The 1324-nt window shown below is 77.4% G+C and carries 1 protein-coding gene; it reads right to left on the bottom strand.

What is annotated here, in order from left to right:
- Positions 1 to 43: 43 nt before the first annotated feature.
- Complete coding sequence (gene macS, locus AOK18_RS30045) at positions 44 to 1297, bottom strand: MacS family sensor histidine kinase (protein ID WP_079105265.1); 1254 nt, start codon at positions 1295 to 1297, stop codon at positions 44 to 46.
- Positions 1298 to 1324: the final 27 nt, after the last annotated feature.

The raw sequence follows: 1324 nt of genomic DNA, 5'->3' as shown, positions 1-1324 counted from the left end.
CCCCCGGCCGCTCCCCCGCCCGTCGCTCCGGCTGCCGTGTCGGTCATTGCTGTTCCGCCTTCCCCCGTGCGTCCTGTTCGCCGCTGCGGTGCCTGGGCACCTTCAGTTCGACCTCCGTGCCCTGGCCGGGCACCGAGATCAGCTCCGCGCTGCCGCCGAGGTCGCGCAGCCGCCCCCGGATCGACAGGGCCACCCCGAGCCGCCCCTCGCCCTCGGCCTGGGCGAGCCGGCCCTCGGGGATGCCGGGCCCCTCGTCGCGGACGGTGACGATCACCTCGTCCGGTTCGTCCTCGACCAGGATCCAGGCGCGCGCGTCGGCGCCCACGTGCGTGCGCACGTTGTCCAGGGCGGCCCCGACGGCGGCGGCGACCTCCCGCGCGGCGGCCGGCGCGAGCGGCACCGGCGCCCCGGGGTCGGCGAGGACGACGAGGGCACCGGCGTACGGGGCCAGCAGGGCGCGCAGGTCGACGGGGCCGTGGCCGGCGTCGTCCCCGGCCGCTCTCCCGGCCGCGCCGGCGGTGAGCGGGGCCACCACCGCGCCGGCCGCCGCCGCCCCTCCGGGGAGGGGCACCGGGCCGCCGGAGACCAGGGTGCGCAGCGCCACCTCCTGTTCGCCGGCCATCCGGCCCAGTTCGGCCGCCTCGCCGCCGAGCACCGCGCCGCGCCGCTGCACCATCGCGAGCACCTGGAGCACGCTGTCGTGGATGTCCCGTGCGAGCCGCTCCCGCTCCCTGGTCGCGGCCTCGATCTCCAGGGCGCGGGCGAGGGTGCGCTCGGAGGCGCGGGCGACCTCGACGACATAGCCGATGGCGATGGAGGCGACCCAGACGAGGATCACGTTGTGCACGGTGTCGCGGGCGGGGCCGCCGCGCTCGATCAGGTTGGCGGCGGCGACCAGGGTGGAGGCGAGGGCGGCCCAGCGCCAGCCGCCCTTGAGGGCGAAGGCGAGCACCGCGCCCGCGGTCCATATCGACGGCAGGGTCGGACCGCCGGCCGTGATCCGCTCCGGGGCGTCGGCGACGGGGGTGAGCAGGATGCCGGCCAGCGCGACGGTCAGGTCGGCGGCGAGGAAGCGTCCGGTGCACGCGGTCGCGTTCGCGACCCGGGGCAGGGTGGCCGCCGTCCAGACGGCCAGCAGGGCGAGGTAGGCGACGGCGAGCCAGGGGCGCGGGAACTCCTCGTGGGCGGTGGCGAACAGGCCGACCGCGTACACCACGGCGAGGATCCGGTAACCGGTGAGCGCGCGCCACATCGGCTGCTCGACCGACATCCTCGTGACTCCCTCGTGTCCGGGCATGTCTCCCCCGCCCCCTCGTCCCCGGCC

It is taken from the genome of Streptomyces prasinopilosus (genome assembly GCF_001419695.1).
Lineage (GTDB): Bacteria > Actinomycetota > Actinomycetes > Streptomycetales > Streptomycetaceae > Streptomyces > Streptomyces prasinopilosus.
The sequence above is the reverse complement of the archived record's forward strand: the minus strand, read 5'-3'. Positions and strand labels throughout refer to the sequence as shown.

What these genes read in the sequence shown, in the direction of transcription:
- macS (WP_079105265.1), bottom strand. Translation starts at nt 1,297, where the DNA reads ATGCCCGGACACGAGGGAGTCACGAGGATGTCGGTCGAGCAGCCGATG.